Source organism: uncultured Bacteroides sp. (assembly GCF_937912035.1).
Classification (GTDB): Bacteria; Bacteroidota; Bacteroidia; order Bacteroidales; family Bacteroidaceae; genus Phocaeicola.
This window is the reverse complement of the sequence record NZ_CALDPF010000010.1, coordinates 69,770-88,459: the sequence shown is the minus strand read 5'-3', so window position 1 is coordinate 88,459 and position 18,690 is coordinate 69,770. Positions and strand designations below refer to the sequence as shown.

The 18,690-nt window shown below is 39.2% G+C and carries 13 protein-coding genes; 9 read left to right on the top strand and 4 right to left on the bottom strand.

Translation table 11 applies throughout. From position 1 onward, the window contains the following. Positions 1–78 precede the first annotated feature (78 nt). Positions 79–1,461 (top strand): Gfo/Idh/MocA family oxidoreductase, encoded by a 1,383-nt coding sequence (locus Q0486_RS01835; protein ID WP_299229912.1) that lies wholly within the window; start codon positions 79–81, stop codon positions 1,459–1,461. Positions 1,462–1,573: 112 nt separating this feature from the next. Continuing rightward, positions 1,574–3,991 (top strand): TonB-dependent receptor, encoded by a 2,418-nt coding sequence (locus Q0486_RS01830; RefSeq protein WP_299229910.1) that lies wholly within the window; start codon positions 1,574–1,576, stop codon positions 3,989–3,991. On the opposite strand, the gene Q0486_RS01825 is transcribed toward Q0486_RS01830, so the two are convergent. Further along, complete coding sequence (locus Q0486_RS01825) at positions 3,988–5,103, bottom strand: glutathionylspermidine synthase family protein (protein ID WP_299229908.1); 1,116 nt, start codon at positions 5,101–5,103, stop codon at positions 3,988–3,990. The two genes, Q0486_RS01830 and Q0486_RS01825, sit on opposite strands and share 4 nt — an antisense overlap. After that, the gene (locus tag Q0486_RS01820; protein ID WP_299229906.1) at positions 5,100–5,450 is read right to left on the bottom strand and encodes a hypothetical protein; all 351 of its coding nucleotides are present in this window, start codon (positions 5,448–5,450) and stop codon (positions 5,100–5,102) included. The genes Q0486_RS01825 and Q0486_RS01820 overlap by 4 nt, the downstream gene beginning before the upstream one ends. A gap of 276 nt (positions 5,451–5,726) precedes the next feature. Here Q0486_RS01820 and ppdK point away from each other — a divergent pair, with 276 nt between their 5' ends. Together ppdK and Q0486_RS01810 are read left to right on the top strand one after the other, a co-directional pair. Beyond that, positions 5,727–8,450, top strand: coding sequence for a pyruvate, phosphate dikinase (gene ppdK / locus Q0486_RS01815; protein ID WP_299229904.1), 2,724 nt, complete (start codon positions 5,727–5,729; stop codon positions 8,448–8,450). 202 nt (positions 8,451–8,652) lie between these two features. Then, on the top strand, positions 8,653–10,149 hold the full coding sequence (locus tag Q0486_RS01810) for a phage integrase SAM-like domain-containing protein (RefSeq protein WP_299229902.1): 1,497 nt from the start codon (positions 8,653–8,655) through the stop codon (positions 10,147–10,149). Positions 10,150–10,240: 91 nt separating this feature from the next. Here Q0486_RS01810 and Q0486_RS01805 read toward each other — a convergent pair whose 3' ends face one another. Continuing rightward, entirely contained in the window at positions 10,241–10,453 is a 213-nt protein-coding gene (locus tag Q0486_RS01805) for a hypothetical protein (RefSeq protein ID WP_258997145.1), read from the bottom strand. 874 nt (positions 10,454–11,327) lie between these two features. On the opposite strand from Q0486_RS01805, the gene Q0486_RS01800 reads away from it, so the two are divergent. Then, the gene (locus tag Q0486_RS01800; RefSeq protein WP_299229897.1) at positions 11,328–11,714 is read left to right on the top strand and encodes a hypothetical protein; all 387 of its coding nucleotides are present in this window, start codon (positions 11,328–11,330) and stop codon (positions 11,712–11,714) included. A 117-nt stretch (positions 11,715–11,831) separates the two neighbouring features. Continuing rightward, a complete protein-coding gene (locus Q0486_RS01795) occupies positions 11,832–13,397 on the top strand; it encodes a relaxase/mobilization nuclease domain-containing protein (RefSeq protein WP_299229895.1) in 1,566 nt (521 codons plus the stop codon). Positions 13,398–13,650: 253 nt separating this feature from the next. Here the strand turns inward: Q0486_RS01795 and Q0486_RS01790 are convergent, their stop codons facing one another. Beyond that, the gene (locus Q0486_RS01790) at positions 13,651–14,547 is read right to left on the bottom strand and encodes an AraC family transcriptional regulator (RefSeq protein WP_299229893.1); all 897 of its coding nucleotides are present in this window, start codon (positions 14,545–14,547) and stop codon (positions 13,651–13,653) included. Positions 14,548–14,655: 108 nt separating this feature from the next. On the opposite strand from Q0486_RS01790, the gene Q0486_RS01785 reads away from it, so the two are divergent. From Q0486_RS01785 to Q0486_RS01775, 3 genes are read left to right on the top strand one after another with little or no spacing between them, the layout of a single operon-like run. After that, positions 14,656–15,954 (top strand): TolC family protein, encoded by a 1,299-nt coding sequence (locus tag Q0486_RS01785; protein ID WP_299229891.1) that lies wholly within the window; start codon positions 14,656–14,658, stop codon positions 15,952–15,954. Position 15,955: 1 nt separating this feature from the next. Beyond that, complete coding sequence (locus tag Q0486_RS01780) at positions 15,956–17,008, top strand: HlyD family secretion protein (protein ID WP_299229888.1); 1,053 nt, start codon at positions 15,956–15,958, stop codon at positions 17,006–17,008. A gap of 2 nt (positions 17,009–17,010) precedes the next feature. Beyond that, the gene (locus Q0486_RS01775) at positions 17,011–18,579 is read left to right on the top strand and encodes a hypothetical protein (RefSeq protein ID WP_299229886.1); all 1,569 of its coding nucleotides are present in this window, start codon (positions 17,011–17,013) and stop codon (positions 18,577–18,579) included. Positions 18,580–18,690: the final 111 nt, after the last annotated feature.

Here is an 18,690-nt window from a genome sequence, read left to right as displayed (position 1 = left end):
AACCAATATAGTCAGGCATAAACTTATGTTTTATGCCTGATTTGAAATTTATTTTGTTAACTTAAAGTGTGATGTGCGATGGAAAAGACAAAAATCTCCAGACGTGAATTTATGGCCTCTTCAGGTCTTTTGGCAGGAACTGCCATTTTAGGAAACCTTCCTTTTGAAAAAGTCAGTGCAAATGATTTTATTGAAGAAGCTGCTGCAAAGAAAATGCGTGTTGCTTTAGTTGGAACCGGAATCAGAGGTATTACAATGTGGGGAAAAGACCTCGTTAGGGATTATCCTGATTTGATAGAATTCGTCGGCTTGTGTGATATAAATGAAGGACGATTGAATTTTGCCAGTCAGCATATCGGAGCCGGTTGTCCGACATTTTTGGATTTCGACGAAATGATGCGTACCACAAAGCCAGACGTTCTTATTGTTTGTACAATAGACTGTACTCATCATGAGTTTATAATCAAAGGAATGGAGTATGGAGCAGATATCATAACCGAAAAACCGATGACTATCGACGAACAGAAAATCCAGGCAATTTTGGATGCAGAGAAAAGAACTGGAAAGAAAGTCCGTGTAACTTTCAACTACAGATATTCTCCTCACAGAGCAAAAATGTGGGAACTGTTGAGAAATGGAGAAATCGGAGAGTTGACATCCGTTGATTTCCACTGGTATTTGAACACTTCTCATGGTGCCGATTATTTCAGACGCTGGCATAGAAAAATAGAGAATAGCGGTTCTTTGCTGCTTCACAAAGCCTGCCATCATTTTGATTTGCTGAACTGGTGGATAGACAGTGATCCCGAAACAGTATATTGCGTCGGAGCACTTGAACACTATGGCAAAAATGGCAAATTCAGAGGTGAGAATTGTAGAATGTGCAGTCATAAGTCTGAATGTAATTACTATTGGGACATAACAAAAGACTCATTCCTCACAAAGTTGTATGTTGACAATTATAAATATGACAAATACAACAGAGACGGTTGTGTCTTTGCCAACGATGTAAATATTTATGACAAGATGGCTGCAACAATCAAATATAAAAACGGTGTCCAGGTTTCATATTCATTGACAAGTTATTCTCCCTATGAAGGATACAGAATTGCTTTCAACGGAACTGAAGGACGAATTGACGCATGGATTGAAGAATCCAACAGAATGTCCGATCGTGATTATGACGAAATAATTCTTTTCAAGAATTTCGGAAAAAGACAATATTTCCATATTCCTTTTGGAACTTCCGGACATGGCGGTGGCGACGCATTGCTGAAAGACCAGATATTCAAACCGAATGTTCCTGATCCAATGAAGCAGTGTGCCAACGTCAGAGACGGTTCTTTGGCTTGCCTGATTGGTATCGCGGCAAGAAAGAGTATCCAGACGGGTAAACCTGTCAATATTGAAGGACTGACTTCAATTGTTCCGGAAGAGAAAAAACAGTATAACAGAGTCTGATTAATTATATTTAAATATGTATTGCAGCACAGTGGTTTCCATAACTGCTGTGCTGCTTTGTGAAATCATTTTCTTGTCAATTTTTAAGCGAAACTTAATTACTAATTATCAAATGAAAAAGACAACCTGTATTTTGTTAGCCTTGATGACTTCGGCTTCATTATGGGCAGATAATTCAGACGGCAATATCAAAGGTAAGTTGCTCGAGTCCGGAACGGAAAAAGTAATCGACTATGCAGATTTATTCCTGTATAAAAATGGTGTCTCAGAAAAGCCGGTTATGCAAACATTTCCGAATGAGAAAGGTGAATTCATTTTCAATGAAGTTGAGAACGGAACATACACACTTATGGTGCGGCTCATTGGCTATGATATTGTCACCGTAAAAGATATCGTTATCAACAATGAGGATAAATATTTGGGAAACCTAAGTATGAAGCCTCTCGAAATGGGAATTTCTGAAGTTGAAGTTGTGGCTTCCAAAAGGCAGTTGGTCTATAAGTTGGACAAGAAAATTGTAGAAGCTTCGGCAAATATGATGGCTGGCGGTGGCTCGGCAGTTGATATTCTCGAAAACACTCCATCAATACGCGTGGACGCAGAAGGCGAAGTGACGTTTCGAGGCAGCAGCGGTTTCCTGGTCTATGTTGACGGAAAACCCAGCGTTTTCTCCGGCACTCAGGCATTGGAACATATTCCTGCCGGACAAATTGAAAATATTGAGATTATCACAACTCCATCGGCTAAACATGACTCCGACGGTGATGTGGGAATTATAAACATTATAACCAAAAAACATTCGCAACAGGGATTGAGCGGAATGGTCAATCTCTCGGGAAGCACATGGCTGTCAAGGAATATAGATTTCCTGCTGACCAAGCAGAACACCAACTCAAGATGGTACGTTGGCGGTCAGTGGACCGACAGACTGCGAAAAAGTGATTTCGACCAGGAAAAAATGACGATAGTCGGAGACCAGACTACAACGTCTCATTCCGTCGGACCAAGAACCGGAGACAATTACAATTATTCCTTGAAAGGTGGCTGGAGCATCGAGTTGCCCAAAACCAGCATTTCCGTTGACGTAGAAGGCGGATATGGAGGAAACAAGCGCAAAGGCGAAATGAACTACAAGGAAACTCGCAGCATCAATGGCTCCGAACCGCAGACAGAATATTACAGAAGTATCGACGACTATGATAACTCAGAAAAATATGGCCTCGGAAGTTTTGCCCTTAAGCATCGCTTCAATGATAACGGGCACGAACTGTCCGCAAGCGCGTACTATAAATATGGTGGCGATGCCCTTGAATATTTCTTCAACGACCTGATGAGTCTCGAAGGCAAAAGAGTTCAGGGACACAGAGCCTACGAAGCCGAACACCGCGAAACTCTGCGTGCCAACCTGGACTACACGCTTCCTATAAACGAAACAGCGCGCCTCGAAGCCGGATATCAGTATTATTCATATCTCGAAGATGGAGACTACAAAATGGAATGGTGGAATCCGCAGGGAGAACATTTCTACTGGAGAGACGACATCTACAACACTTTCTATTTCCAGGAAGGCGTGAATTCCATCTATGCCATCCTGGCTAAGTCGTGGAACAGATTTGATGTGCAGGCAGGAGTGAGGGGAGAACATACTCACACAGTTCTGAGAAGTTCCGTTGAAGGTGCCGACAGAACTAAGAACAGATTCGAGCTTTTCCCATCTGCACACGTAGGCTATGATTTCCCTGGTGAACATCATTTGCAGGCTTCATTCTCAAGGCGAACCACTCGTCCGCAACTATTCTACATGGAGCCCTACATTACATATCGAGATTTCTATACGGCAGAGATAGGAAACCCTGATATCCGCCCGGAATATATAAACTCTTATGAGTTGAATTATAGAAAGGATTTCGGTGAAAACCAGGTTTCAGTCACCGCCTTCCATCGTTCAAGGAAAGACAAAATCGAGAGACTTAGAGTTCCTTTCGAGGCAGGAGTGACTCTGGACTCAATGGCAAATGTTGGGCATGATTATTCTACAGGACTTGAACTGAGCGTCAATTTACGCCCTTTCAAATTCTGGGGAACAACTGTCAACGGCAGTCTTTATCATTACAAGGTGAAAAATGAGCGTGCAGCCGGAGGAAACACTGCCACAAGCACCAATTACGACATATTGTGGAACAATTTGTTTGACGTTGCTAAATACACCAGACTTCAGTTCGACGCAAGTTTCGTCGGTCCGTCAGTGACAACACAGGGACGGACAGATGCATACTGGTATGCAAATATGGCAATACGTCAGCAGCTTTTCGGCAGAAGACTCACTGCCTCACTTGTGTTCAGAGATATTTTCAGAACGGCAAAATATATATCCGACATACAAACATCAGACCTGAGGTCGCTCACCAGGATAAAACCTAAATATCCTCAGATAATGCTTACCCTCAGCTGGACATTCAACAGCTTCAGCGGCAAGACCTCAGGCAGCAAAGAAGACAGAATGGATATGTTCGAAGGAATAAAACACTAGAAATAGTGTGGCACAAAATAACTCAGGTTGTCAGTTATGCGGGAATCGGTTTCTCTTATGCCGATTCCTGCAGGCTCGCCTCCGATAATCCAGCTTCCGATAACAGGATATTTCCCATGCTGTGGAACAATATCCACAAGTTGCTGATAAATAAAACCTTCGGCACCATAGTCGCCTGAACTTTCCTCAATGACATTCCCGTTCTTAACCAGAGAAATATTTGCCCCTTCGCGTGAGAACACAGGCTTTCGGCAATAAGAATTCCCAAGTCTTTCCGGAGATTTATATGCCGGCAGAAGATATGGGCTGTCCGGGAAGAATTCCCACAACAGAGCAAGCATCGCCTTGTTGCTCATCATTGATTTCCACAAAGGCTCTATAAAGAGGCAATCCGCCTTGCAGGCATGAAGATTCTCATTGAACATCCATTCCCACGGATACAGCTTGAACAGGCAGTCAATAGGCTCGCCGGCAGGGTCGGTCAGCTGATTGTCGGATTCCGAAAAACCGATATCGCAGATGTCCAGTTCCGCCGTAGGCAATTCCGCTTCCTGAGCCGTGGAAAGCAAATATCTCAGAGTTGACGTATCTTCAGCATAATCATGCTCACAGGCAAAATAATATCTGTCTTGTCCATATTGTTCGTGAATGTCTTTCCAACTTTGAACAAGTATTTCATGGATGGCATTATATTGATTCTTTTGCGGATACTTATCCTGTAGCCATTGCCACTGAATTACTGAAGCCTCCAGAAGAGAAGTAGGAGTATCGGCATTGAATTCCAACAGCTTCGGCATCGTGTCAGTTCCGTCAAAAGCAAAGTCGAAGCGTCCGTACAGCGAAAGGTCGTCTTCTTCCCAGCTGGTTTTTATAAAATCAACAATATTGCGAGGTATGCACAAATCATCGAATCTGTCAGCTCTAATCACACGTTCAACAGCTTCGCAATACATATTATAGCATTCCCGGCTTGCCTCTTCCAAAATTCCTATTTCCTCGCTGCTGAATTCATAGCAGGCATTTTCCAGCCAATAATCCTGATGGAAGTCAAAACCAAGAGATTCTATTTTTTCTCTGAAATCATTTCTGGGAGACTGAACAATCCTTTTCATGAACGTATAGAATATGATTTACCAGTTTTACCGAACACACTTTTCGACTTTCCCCATACACCAGACGAAGAAGATTTCGTTTTCTGAACCGTTTCCTTCAGATTTACCGGAGGAGTTGTTTTCATTCCGTTCGAATTTTGCCATACGTTTGATTGCGGATAATAATAATGAGTAACACCCATAGGCGAAGTAATCATCCATCGCATAAGCATCGCGTTCCACAGCCAGTGATTTCCGGAATTATCCACATATTCTTCATTATCTTTCGGGTTTTCAGGGAGTTGCTTTTGCTCGCAGGCAAACAGTGTGAGTAGTGATAAAGATAAAACAAATAGTCTTTTATTCATAAATCTCAAATTTGCGCGCATAAAGATATATATTCTATTGATAAGAATTATTATTTAAGTTTTAAAACATGCAAAATATTTTAAAAAAAGTTATTGCATAAGTTGAATTAAGGAATATATTTGCAACAGAATAAAACAATAAATGTTAACTTAAAACAAACTAAAGCGAACCATAAGTTTAATGAAGTTATTCACTTTACTGTCGATATCTTCTTTAATGTATTAGATGCTGAAACTAGTTTCTGACTGATGGTTGGCATAAATTATTACTAAATTATGGAAAAGAAAAGAGTTTACAAATTTGGAAATGGTAATGCCGAAGGTAAAGCCGATATGAGAAATTTACTTGGAGGTAAGGGTGCGAATCTTGCAGAAATGAATTTGATAGGAGTTCCGGTTCCTCCTGGATTTACCATTACAACCGAAGTTTGCTCAGAATATTATGAATTGGGAAAAGATAAAGTTGTATCAATTCTTGAAAACGATGTCAAAGAAGCTATTTCAAATATTGAATCACTGATGAACTCCAAATTTGGAGATGTTGAAAATCCTCTTTTGGTTTCAGTCCGTTCAGGTGCCCGTGCTTCAATGCCTGGTATGATGGATACTATTCTTAACCTCGGACTTAATGATGAAGTTGTTGAAGGTTTGGCACGCAAGACAGGCAATCCACGCTTTGCATGGGATTCATACAGAAGATTCGTACAGATGTACGGAGACGTAGTTCTTGGCATGAAGCCTGTAAATAAAGATGATATCGATCCGTTCGAAGCTATAATTGAAGAAGTAAAAGAAGCTAAAGGTGTAAAACTCGACAACGAGCTTGATGTAGATGACCTAAAGACACTGGTTGTAAAATTCAAGGATGCCGTAAAAAAACAGACAGGAAAAGATTTCCCTACATCTGTTTACGAACAGCTTTGGGGTGCCATCTGTGCCGTGTTCAACAGTTGGATGAACGAACGCGCAATCCTTTACAGAAAGATGGAAGGAATACCGGCAGAGTGGGGAACAGCCGTTACAGTTCAGGCAATGGTGTTCGGAAACATGGGAAACACATCTGCAACAGGTGTTTGCTTCTCACGTGACGCTGCAACAGGCGAAGACGTGTTCAATGGCGAATATCTTATCAATGCCCAGGGCGAAGACGTAGTTGCCGGAATCCGAACTCCACAGCAAATCACCAAACTTGGTTCACAGAGATGGGCAGAACGTGCCGGAATCTCCGAAGAAGAACGCCTTGCAAATTACCCGTCAATGGAAGAAGCATTGCCGGAAATATACAAACAGCTCGACGAGCTGCAGACAAAACTGGAAATGCACTATCGTGACATGCAGGATATGGAATTCACAGTTCAGGAAGGAAAACTTTGGTTCTTGCAGACTCGTAACGGAAAACGCACCGGCGCAGCAATGGTGAAAATCGCCATGGACTTGCTTCACCAGGGAATCATTGACGAAAAAACAGCTCTTTTGCGCATCGAACCGAACAAGCTCGACGAACTTCTTCACCCTGTATTCGACAAAGAAGCTCAGAAAAAAGCTACAGTGCTTGTGAAAGGCTTGCCGGCATCACCGGGCGCAGCTACAGGACAAATCGTGTTCTTTGCCGACGATGCAGCAGCTTGGCATAAGGACGGAAAGAAAGTAGTGCTCGTTCGCCTTGAAACTTCTCCTGAAGATTTGGCAGGAATGGAAGCTGCCGAAGGTATTCTTACAGCTCGAGGCGGAATGACATCACACGCTGCCGTGGTTGCCCGCGGTATGGGAAAATGCTGTGTTTCCGGAGCCGGAACATTGAATGTCGATTACAAGAAGAAAACAATCGAAGTAGATGGAACAGTATTGAAAGAAGGCGACTATATTTCAATAAACGGTTCTACCGGCGAAGTATATATTGGTGAAGTTCAGACAAAAGCAGCTGAATTATCAGCAGACTTCACAGAATTAATGGCATTGGCAGACAAATATTCACGCCTGAAAGTCAGAACAAATGCCGATACTCCACACGATGCCACAATTGCACGAAGCTTCGGCGCCGTTGGTATTGGACTTTGCCGAACAGAGCATATGTTCTTCGAAGGAGAAAAAATCAAGGCAATGCGTGAAATGATTCTTGCCGAAAATTCCGAAGGACGCAAGAAAGCCCTTGAAAAGATTCTTCCTTATCAGCAGGCAGACTTCAAAGGAATATTCAAGGCAATGGCAGGATGTCCGGTCACAGTGCGTCTGCTCGACCCTCCATTGCACGAATTCGTTCCTCACGATTTGAAAGGACAGGAAGAAATGGCAGAAGCAATGGGAGTTTCCGTGAAATATATCCAGCAGAGAGTTGAATCACTGTGCGAACACAATCCTATGCTCGGACACCGCGGATGCCGTCTTGGCAACACATATCCTGAAATCACAGCCATGCAAACAAGAGCAATCCTTGGCGCTGCTTTGGAATTGAAAGCCGAAGGTATTGAAGCAATGCCTGAAATCATGGTTCCATTGACTGGTATTCTTTACGAATTCAAGGAACAGGAAAAGGTTATCCGTGCAACTGCCGAAGAATTGTTTGCCGAAAAGAACGACAGAATCGAATTCAAAGTAGGAACAATGATTGAGGTTCCGCGAGCTGCCCTCACAGCAGACCGAATCGCATCATCAGCCGAATTCTTCTCATTCGGAACTAATGACCTTACTCAGATGACATTCGGTTACTCTCGCGACGACATCGCATCATTCCTTCCAGTATATCTGGAAAAGAAAATCCTTAAGGTTGACCCATTCCAGGTTCTCGACCAGAAAGGTGTAGGTCAGCTAGTTCGTATGGCAACAGAAAAAGGTCGTGCTATCCGTCCTGATTTGAAATGCGGTATTTGCGGCGAACACGGCGGCGAACCTTCTTCAGTCAAATTCTGTCATAAAGTAGGTCTTAACTACGTCAGCTGCTCTCCATTTAGAGTGCCTATAGCTAGGGTTGCGGCGGCGCAGGCTGCTATTGAAGAAGCATAAGCTATATAGGATAATATTTGATTTAGGCTGTAACGAACTGTTTATCAGGCGTTACAGCCTAAGTTGTTTTTAGGCGGTTCGTGCATTTGTCCGCAAAAAATGAGCCAAATAAACGGTACTTGCATACACCACGCATACACTTTTGAACAGTGGCGCATACACCAACGCATACACCATTTAATAACTTATAAATCAATCTGATATGGCAACATTTAAAGTAGTCGTAAGAAAAAAGAGAGCTGACGGATTTTATCCAGTGTACATTCGTGTTGTCCACCGTTCAAGAATGGGTTATATTAAAACCGATAAACTCATTACGGACAAGCAAATCACCAAGAATGGCGAAATCAAGGATATTGTGGTCAACGAATATTGTTCACGAGAAATCCTACGTTATAGCGATATGATAAACCGTAAGGATGTCTCAAATTATTCTGTTGCTGAACTAATTGAATTCCTTATCCATTCAGATGAGGAAATATGTTTTAGTGACTATGCTACAAAATTCATTAACCGTATGGCCTCTGAAGGACATGAACGTAATGCTAAGAACTATCGCCTGGCTGTAAACCACCTCGAAAGATATTTAGGAACAACCAGAGTGATGTTTACTCACTTGTCATCTTCTGTTTTAACAAGATGGATTAATAGCCTTTCGTTGACGAACAGGGCGAAAGAAATGTACCCAACCTGTTTAAGACAGATATTCAAAAGGGCACTTATAGAGCTGAACGATGAAGAACGTGGTATCGTGCGAATCAAATACAATCCTTGGTTAAAAGTATCCATTCCAAAATCTGACAGTACAGTTCAAAGAGCCATCAGTGCAGAGGCATGTAGGGAGTTTTTCAATCGTCCTCTACCGGAAACCAAAATGATTTCATCTCTTCCGGAACTGGGCAGAGACGTGGCACTCCTATCCTTGTGCTTGGGTGGAATAAATACCGTAGATATATTTGAGCTTAAAAAAGAAAACTATAAGGATGGAGTTATCGGATATAAAAGAGCTAAGACAAAGCACAGCCGAAAAGACGAAGCCTATATTGAAATGCGTGTGGAACCGTTCATTCAGGCCACATTTGACAAGTATCTTTCAGACGAGAATGACGAATATCTTTTCAAATTCCATAAGCGTTACAGCAATCCGGACAGTTTCAATGCCAACGTAAACATTGGAATCAGAAAGATATGTGCTGATATGGGAATGAAGAAAGAGGATTACTACTGTTATTATACTTTCCGTCATACCTGGGCTACAATTGCCCAAAACGACTGTGATGCCAATCTGTATGAAGTTGCTTTCGGCATGAACCATAGTCATGGACTGAATATAACAAGAGGCTATGTCAAGATAGACTTCACTCCTGCCTGGGAACTAAATGCCAAAGTGATTGACTTCATTTTCTTCAGCAGCAAGAAGAGCAAGCAAGGCAAGGCACGTGACTTCGAGACACCGGCAGACAAGATGTTCCGTATCACCAAAAAGATGATGATCTATGGCCGTGCATATTTCAAAGGTGACGTTATCGGTGAAATAACAGACATTGGTTTCAGTAATGTAGACCAGGTTATCGACAGACTGGTTGAACAGTTACCCAAGGATATACCTATAGGATGTATGGTTCAGTTCCGTCTTATGAACTGTGATTCCAAGAAGGAAGTTGTGTATGAAAGAAGCAAGGGAAAAGGATTCATGTAATCGGAAAACTGAAACAAGCCATTAACACAAAGGGAGGATTCTACTTATCTTTATCAGAACCGTATCATTTCACTCACTGATACGGTTCTTTCTATTTGTCCGGTTGATTCCAGGGCATGATTTCACGGCCTATAATTATAGCAAAGACAAGTATGATAAGCTTCCATGTCAATATGAAAGCCTTCTTTACCAACCAGACAGTCAGACGTATGGCAATCCTAAAAAGCCAGAATACTAGTTTCAGGAGCAGCATACCGATAATAAGTACCGGCAGCAGATATATAATCAACAGCAGTTCAAACATAATGTGTAATATTTATGAGTATAAGAGTTTATTAATTATATAAATATACTAAAAATCAATGAGATACAGAAATTTGCGCAACACTATTTTCTTATTATCCGAGTAGATTTTCTACTGATTATCAGTGTTATATCATCATGATAACGAGGAATCTCCAAACTCTGATTACATGATTATTCTACCTGAATGTTTCTGCAATACAGTTCAGATAAAATAAGATTTCCCGATAGCCATTTCATCAGCTGAATCAGCAACAAGATTTTATTTTCCCTTTTATTGGGATTCCAATAACTTAGATAATCAGGATACTTTTACCATACTATCATGGTATCAGGACTACATATTATATTGGATATAGGTTTTATGAGAACAATAGCCATCTATTCCATATAACTACATCTTGTGTGTTTTTGAAACTTTGGTTTATCCAACCATAGATAACGGAACATTGTTTACTGATTACTTCGATTTGTATGGTTCTATGATTGAATAATGCTTGTAGCATCTATTTCAGAACACATTGAAATTGGCTTGATAGGTTCTAGGACTCTATACAACAATATTCCGCTATATGGATATTCCAGGACAACCGGATGTTACAGCACATGGTAAGCAGGAATATGCCTCCAAAGAATTGTGTTGTTGATTTCGGTTTGCAACAGCTTTCTCCGGTAAATTTGGGTATAATAATCATTCCCGGAAGGCATCGTTCTGCCGTGCAGAGTTTTCCAAGCAAGTTGTACTTTTGTGGCCACAAAACCCCGTTTCGTACTCTCAAAAGTAACTTGCCGAATGCTGGCGCATCGGAGCGGATAGCCGCTGTTTCGCATGGCGAAAGAAGGTCCGGGAAACCTAACCACCAATGTATCCAAGCATGAAGAATCAGAGAACCAAGTACATCAAGGTCAGAATGACACCAGAGGAAGTACAACAGTTTAAGGAGAAATCTGCCTCCTATTCATCTGTGAGTCATTATATACGCTCGGCACTGGCAGAGTATTCAGATATCGGAACCAAAAGACAACTTGAACTGATGAATGATTTGGGTTTGTTTTACCGGAAATATCAGAATGAACTTTCCTGGGCAGGAGGAAACCTTAATCAGTCGGTTAAACGTGCCAATGAGCTTGCGGTAGCCGGGTTACTCGCTCCCAGCTATATTCAGGAAGTTCTGTTACCGGTTATTCTTGAAACTCAGGAAACATTGAACAGAATAAAGAAAGACCTTGATTCTCTGACACAGAAAGCTGTCAGAATCTGAGTTATCAGTTACACGGTATTCAGTCATTTCAGATATTATTATTGTGTAACCGTAGATTAATGAACTTGAAGTATTTCGGTTTCTCAGTCACATAAACCATGATAATTAGAATTAAATATGATAGCAACCATATTACCGGGAAGCACGAACTTTCATGCTGTCGGTTACAATGAACATAAAGTCTCGAAAGGTGTTGCACGGCTTATCGAGATTCTGAATTTCGGTACACTCGGAACATTTCACAAACCAACCCTGAGTGAACTGGTCGGTTATCTCCAGAAGTACAGTTCACAGAACAGCAGAATCAGGAAACCACAGTTTCATGTGGCCATATCATGCAAGGGACACGAAATGTCGGAAGATGAGTTGCTGGATTTTGCACACCAGTATCTCAAGGAAATAGGATACGGAGAATCTGGTCAGCCGTTGCTTGTTTACTCCCATTATGACACAGAGAATACCCATCTTCATATTGTCACTTCGAGAGTGGCACCTGATGGAAAAAAGATTCAGCACAGCCATGAGCGCAGACGTTCTCAGGAAGTCATTGACCGTATTCTTGGTAACGACAGGAAAAAGAAAACGGCAGATGACATTAATTTGGCCAAGCTGTACACGTTCTCTTCATTTGCCCAGTTTAAGGCAATCATGGTTTCCATGGGATATGAGGTCTATCAGAAAGATGGGAATGTATTCGTCAAGTATGGTGGAAAGGTTCAGAAGGAAATTCCTTTTACTGAAATAGAAAGTCTTTTCAAGAGTGGCTATCGGGAAAGGACTCGTTGCCGTCAGCTCAGAAGTATATTAAAGAAATACCGTGACGTAAGTTCCAACAAGGAGGAGCTGCAAAAGGAATTGAAAACGAAGTTCGGTATTGATATTGTGTTCTTCGGCAAGAAGGATGCACCCTACGGATATATGCTCGTTGATCATGCAAACAGGACTGTCATTCATGGTGCAAGAGTGCTGGCTGTAGAGGAACTTCTGGACTTTGCTACACCTGAAGAGCGGTTCAACCGGATAGAGGACTATATTGACCGGTTATTTACACTAAATCCGAAGATTACCCAAAGTGAAATATACAGTAAAATAAGGAAGCAGCGTGCCTATATCAAGAAAGGCATCATTTATTTTGATGGCCAAAGCCGTCCGTTGAAACCTTTTATGGCAGAAGCTATCGACCGTAACAACCGTATAGCTATGGTTGAGATGTTCAGTCCGGCTACTGAGGCTGAACGGGATTTGCTTTGTAAGATATTCAAGGTTTCTCGGACAGATCTGGTAGATATATCTCCGGAAAGAACACACTACTACACTGATGCTGTAAACCGGTTGCGTGAGATATTCAATGATGAAACTGTAACTTCGGTCAAAAGCCAACTTCGTGAAGAGGGCTTTATTATACGTCAGGAAGAGGATGCAACTTATGTCATAAATTTCAATCAGCATATCATTATAAATCTTACTGAAGAAAACTTCAATCTTGACCGGCTAAAGAAACAATCTGTGAAACAAATTGAACTACAAAAATACCAGCAACAAACAAAGTCTACTTCACGTTTTTTAGGCAAGGCCAAGCTGCGTGATGTAGGTGGTGGTAGCCATAGTGAGAAACGTGAGTGGGAAGTTGGACAGAAAGGTAGCTATGATGATGTTGATGATGGAAGATCAATAAAAAGATGACAGACTCTATTTTTTGCAGGACACATATAACTGGGCTATCCAAATCCGGATAGTCCTTTGTTGTTTATTCTATTACTGTCTAAAAGCAGTTTTATACTTTAAACAGTAATAGGATAAATAATGATGGAATTATAAGATTTATATTCATTGAAGGATAATATAAAAAATATACTTAAATTGATAATTTATTACATGCCTAATAATGTAATTAAACAGATATTTATAGTTGACGGTATGAAAACGTTTCTTTCCATTAGCTATTTAATTCTTTACGGTATTTCAATGGAGTTATGCCTGCTCTTTTCTTGAAGAACTTACAAAAGGATGAAGCGTCAGAAAAATGCAGAACCTCGGAAATTTCGTCTACAGAATTTGTTGATTGATTAAGTAATATACAAGCTTTACAATAGAGCAATTCATATATTAATGTAGAAACTGAATGTCCGGTTATTTCTTTAATAACCACATTGAGATGGTGTTCTGATAATGACAATTTTGAAGCATAATAAGAAACATTATGCTCTTCTTTATAATTAACTCTCAACAATTTAACAAATGAAGAGAATATTTCATCAGCTCTTGTCTGCTCTTTTGAGTATGCAAATATGGAATGATAGTTATTCCATATATCAATCCAGTCCAAAGAAAAAGTAATAAAAGAATTTTGTATGACCTCAGCGTGTAGATGATGATTTGTCTGGGATAATCTTCTTTTTATATTATTCATATTCTCTGATATACAAAGACATTCATTATCATTAAGTTGCAGAAACGGATTCTTGTAAATCTTCAAACTTCTGTTTAATTGCTTGAATACCTTTTCCATTGAAGGTGTAATATCCAAAATAGATTTGTAGGTAAGCAGCACCTTTGCAGAGAAATTATCATCTACAACTATTATTTTAAACAAATGTATGGGAGAGATTATAAGAAAACCATTTTTAGAAACTTCATAAGGTTGCTTGTTTATTTCAAATCTGCCACAACCATCAGTAATCAGCATATATAAATAAAACTGATTTTCTATGACAGTATCGTCATTTAAACACCCTTTATTTATTTGGAATGCTGTTATAGCATATTTTTGTATTTCCTGTTTTTCTGATTCCTTCAGTAAATTGATAATATTATATGATACCAAATTTCCCATTACCAATGATATAAATTATATTCAATATCCACTTAAAACCATTTTTTGCAAAGATAAAACTTCATTGAGTACCCTGCAACCTCTACTTTTGCAAAATAAAAAAACGACATGAAATTTATCAGAATTATCTTTTTTACTGTATTGCTTCAGATTATAAGTACAGATGTCATAGCTCAAAGCGATACAATAAAACTATCAATGCAACAGTTTTTTGATATTGCAGACATTAAAAGCCATTCTATAAAGGAAGCGGAATATTTAATTGAGAATGCCCTGCATGAATTGGAACATATAAAGATGCAGTTTACTCCGGATATAAACATAACTGCAACAGCCGGTTATCAGGGAAATGCTACTATTATGAACAGAAACTTCACGAATATCGAATCCGTTGTTTTACCACATTTTTCAAATAATCTTTCTTTGCAGATTAACCAGCCCATATTGGATATGGCACTGAACAAGGAAAAAGAGTTACGTAAATCAACCAATAAAGTTCTTGACGTTCAGCTTCAGCTAAAAAAACAGGATATAAGGTTTATGCTTGCCGACTGGCTCTTGCAGTACATTAAATATATGAATATGAATGACATCCTTGAAAAAGACAGAGCAAGAATCCATAAGCTATTACAAGAAACCAGTTATAGATATGAACAGGGTACTGCATTGAGAAGTGACGTTACATACTATAAACTTGAATTACAAAAGCGCGAACTGGCTATTATTAAAAACAATAATTTACTGAAAATACTAAATTTCCAGTTTACAAGGATTTTAGATCTTCCTGAAGATACAGTAGTTATACCTTATGAAGAAATACCATCGCCTCAAAAATTAAGGGAAATAAATTCACAACCTGCATATTCATTGTCTTATATAGAAAGCATTAATCAATATAATGAATCATTAGCAAATGAGGCATTTGTGAAATCAGTAAAATGGCCTCAATTAAGCGGATGGTTTGAAAACAATCTTACCGGGCCTTTATCATCATCCACACCTCCGCTTAACAAAAATATAAACAACTGGGGAGTTGGTATCAGACTGTCATACAACATAGGGAATTTATACAAATACAAAAGTAAAATTAAATCTGCTAAAAGTTTAAGTAAGTCTATGGCAGAACATTCCGAATTGGTGTATAGAAAAAATGAAACAGAATTATTTACCGTAAAGACAAAGCTAAATGAGTTGTTGGAAGAATTCGATATCATGACAGAACAGATTCGATTGGCTGAAGACTTGTATAATCTTACTTATGAAAGGTATTCCGGCGGTACCGCCATACTTACAGAAATGCTGGATGCCCGTAACAATCTGTTGCAGGCAAATATAGAATATCTGGATATACAGATTGAGGCATATTATCAGTATTGTATCATAAAAAAAATAATGGGAGAGTTATAATATGGAGAATAAAAATGAAAAGAGGAATAAAATAAACCGTATAATCCGTTATATTGCCATAGTTCTGCTTGTTTTGGCAGGATTTTATATAGTAAACAATTGTTTGTATATTGGGAATGTTGAATATACGGAAAATGCACAAGTCCGACAACTTGTAGTACCTGTGAACAATCGTGTAAAAGGGTATATCCGGAAAATATACTTCAATGAATTTCAGAATATACAGAAAGGAGATACACTGTTGATAATTGAAGATGAACAGTATATCTTGGCATTAAATGAAGCGGAAGTTGCATATCAAAAAGCTGTAACACAAAAAATAGAATCGGAAATATTACTCCATACAGCAGAATCGGAAATTATAATAGCGGAATCGGAAATCAAGAAAAACGAAGCAGAAAAAGAAAATGCTCTAACTGCATACAAACGATACGAGAACCTTATAAAAAAAGAGGCTGTGACCAAGGAGCAGTTTGACAATGCTCAGGCTGATTATCAGGTAAAACTTGCACAATACAATACCAGCAAAGAAAAAAAGTCAAACGCCATACTTAAAAAAAGACAGCAAGAACAACGCATACAGCTGGCAGAATCAGAAATAAAACTGACATCCTTAAAAAAGAATCTTGCCAAACTGAATCTCTCATATACTATACTGACAGCTCCATGCAGTGGAGTAATTGGAAGAAAAAACATTCAGGAAGGACAGCTGGTACAAGACGGACAGACTTTATTGAATATAGTGGACGGTAATGAAAAATGGATTATGGCCAACTTTCGTGAATCACAGATAGCTCATATTGCTGAAGGACAAACTGTGGAGATAAAAGTTGACGCCTTTCCATACATGAAATTCTCCGGAACAGTTTCATCATTGTCGGATGCAACAGGATCTGCATTTTCCATTGTTCCACAAGATAATTCTACAGGAAATTTTGTGAAGGTAGAACAGAGAATACCGGTACGCATAGAGTTCGATAAGTCGGATGTTGATAAAGGTCTTATCAGAAAACTCCGTGCGGGAATGAACGTTGAATGTCTTGTTAGATATTGAAAATGGAAAAGAACAGCATAAGATGTTTCAGAAACTTTGTTCCTGAAAGAATGCGATTATGGATAATGATTCTTTGGTCGTTTGTATTTCTTCTATCTGGAGCATCACACATGGCAACCATGAATATGCAAGTAGGCAGATTCTCTTTTATCCAGGAAGACGCCACTATGATTGGGTTTATGGCTTTTATCGGTATGAATATCAGTTTTCCGATGTTATTCAGGCTCCGGTTCAGATTTACCACTAGAGAACTCATGTTGGCATCATCCTTTGTAGTAATATTATGCCATATTTGTCTGCTCGCTACTGACAATGTAGCATTGCTATGTTGCGTAAGTCTTGTTGCAGGATTTTTCAGAATGCTTGCCGTTTTTGAGGCAATGGTCTGTATTCAGCTTATAGTTACACCGAGCAGGAATTATGCCATATTTTACTCTGTTGTATTTGTAATAGTGCAAGGCAGTTCGCAATTATTTACACCTGTTATTACAGATATTGTATGTCACTCATCCTGGATTTATTTTCAATGGATTGTAATACTATCGTTGGTGATTACAGCAATATTCATAATGGTACTGATACGTCATTACAGAGAAGGAAAACGTATCCCTTTATATGGAATAGACTGGCTGGGCTTTATTCTATGGGGAGTTATTCTTACAGCCTTACTATTCATTATGACATACGGTAAATATCTAGAATGGGGACATTCCTTACATATTAGATTTGCCATTATAATTTTAACGGCAGCATCAATATTACAATATATGAATATTAAAAGTATCAAACGACCATATATAAATCCGGCAGCATGGAAGTATCCGAAGCTAATGAAAATATTTGTACTATTCGGTGCAATATACATTATTCAGGCAGCTCCCGGTATGTTACAAAATCCTTATATGGGAAGTGTACTCAAATTAGACCAGCAGAATATCTCATATCTGTCATATTTCTCGTTAGGAGGCATGATAATAAGTGCTTTGCTGTGTTACACGTTTTTCAGAAAAAGAAAAAGATTGAGAGGTATTATCATTAGCGGATATTGCCTTTTTATTGTATATCTTGTCATGATGTATTTCTATATAAATCCGGAATGTAACATTGAAAAATTCTACTTCCCGGCTTTTATTCGAGGATTTGCGCTTTTATGGCTTTACATAATACTTACACTGTATATATCCTACATCGTACCTTTTGTACACAATTTCCAGTCTTTATGTATTATAGGTTTTATGAGAATGTCGTTAGGAACTCCTATAGGCATGTCCCTGATAGATAACATGCTGTTGTATCTACAGAGAAAAAATCTTACCGTTTTAAATTCTGAAATAGACTCTCTTAACCTCCGGGCTATTGAAATGCCTTACAACGATTTGGTTTCTTTGGTAAACCAACAGATATATATGGTCTCAGTTAAGGAAATATTCGGATATCTTATAATCGGAGCTGTTATACTACTAATAATGATGCTATTTGAACGTAGAGTACAAATCAATAACTTCAAATATTCTTTTCCAAGTATGAAACAAATAAGACAATTGGCAAGACACTTACTTAATCCCCAATAAATTAATCTCTTATAATTTGAAAATAAAAATAACAAAAAAGCTCCATAATCATTGATTATGGAGCTTTTGCGGAAGCTGGGGAACTCGAACCTTTCAGCTTCAACTCTGTAT

Bases quoted from the DNA above. Each gene is read 5' to 3' on its own strand.
- Q0486_RS01790 (WP_299229893.1), bottom strand. From the start codon at position 14,547: ATGGGAAATTTGGTATCATATAATATTATCAATTTACTGAAGGAATCA.
- Q0486_RS01780 (WP_299229888.1), top strand. From the start codon at position 15,956: ATGGAGAATAAAAATGAAAAGAGGAATAAAATAAACCGTATAATCCGT.
- ppdK (WP_299229904.1), top strand. From the start codon at position 5,727: ATGGAAAAGAAAAGAGTTTACAAATTTGGAAATGGTAATGCCGAAGGT.
- Q0486_RS01820 (WP_299229906.1), bottom strand. From the start codon at position 5,450: ATGAATAAAAGACTATTTGTTTTATCTTTATCACTACTCACACTGTTT.
- Q0486_RS01830 (WP_299229910.1), top strand. From the start codon at position 1,574: ATGAAAAAGACAACCTGTATTTTGTTAGCCTTGATGACTTCGGCTTCA.
- Q0486_RS01775 (WP_299229886.1), top strand. From the start codon at position 17,011: ATGGAAAAGAACAGCATAAGATGTTTCAGAAACTTTGTTCCTGAAAGA.
- Q0486_RS01835 (WP_299229912.1), top strand. From the start codon at position 79: ATGGAAAAGACAAAAATCTCCAGACGTGAATTTATGGCCTCTTCAGGT.
- Q0486_RS01785 (WP_299229891.1), top strand. From the start codon at position 14,656: ATGAAATTTATCAGAATTATCTTTTTTACTGTATTGCTTCAGATTATA.
- Q0486_RS01810 (WP_299229902.1), top strand. From the start codon at position 8,653: ATGGCAACATTTAAAGTAGTCGTAAGAAAAAAGAGAGCTGACGGATTT.
- Q0486_RS01795 (WP_299229895.1), top strand. From the start codon at position 11,832: ATGATAGCAACCATATTACCGGGAAGCACGAACTTTCATGCTGTCGGT.
- Q0486_RS01825 (WP_299229908.1), bottom strand. From the start codon at position 5,103: ATGAAAAGGATTGTTCAGTCTCCCAGAAATGATTTCAGAGAAAAAATA.
- Q0486_RS01800 (WP_299229897.1), top strand. From the start codon at position 11,328: ATGAAGAATCAGAGAACCAAGTACATCAAGGTCAGAATGACACCAGAG.
- Q0486_RS01805 (WP_258997145.1), bottom strand. From the start codon at position 10,453: ATGTTTGAACTGCTGTTGATTATATATCTGCTGCCGGTACTTATTATC.